This window comes from Pseudonocardia sp. EV170527-09 (assembly GCF_008369905.1).
GTDB lineage: Bacteria > Actinomycetota > Actinomycetes > Mycobacteriales > Pseudonocardiaceae > Pseudonocardia.
This window is the reverse complement of record NZ_VRMC01000340.1, coordinates 1-473: the sequence shown is the minus strand read 5'-3', so window position 1 is coordinate 473 and position 473 is coordinate 1. Positions and strand designations below refer to the sequence as shown.

Annotated in this window: 1 protein-coding gene; it reads right to left on the bottom strand. The window is 68.9% G+C overall.

Annotated features, from left to right (window positions below):
• A partial coding sequence (locus FVA95_RS29420) for a transposase (protein ID WP_368667388.1) occupies positions 1 to 473 on the bottom strand: 473 nt, incomplete at both ends.

The window sequence follows — 473 nt, the reverse complement described above, 5'->3', positions numbered from 1 at the left end:
TCCGAGCGCGTGGCTGCCGGAGCGCGCGGCCTGTTCGCAGGCAGGTGACAAGCTCGCGTTTGAGCGCGCCACGCCCCTGGATGAACAGCGACTGATAGATCGCCTCGTGGCTGATGCGCATGGATTCATCATCGGGGAAGTCGACCTTCAACCGATGCGAGATCTGCTCCGGGCTCCACGCGGTCGCCCACCGCCGGTCCTGCCGATGCGGTTTGTTCAGCCCCTTCCATGCCGGCGGCTCCGGCCCGATGACGACGCTGCCGTCCGGGCGACGGACGTGTCCGGCGAGGCGTTCTTGCACGTACTCACGCAGCCTGTTGTTCGTCGCAAGCCTCGCAGTCTTTGGTCGCTTCGCCGCCTGCTGAGCCTTCCACTGCGCCACCAGCGCCCGGTACTCCTGCTTCCCGCTGCGCGTGGCCGCGTTGCGGCGCAACTCGCGGGAGACCGTCCCCGGGGCGCGCCCGATCCTGCGC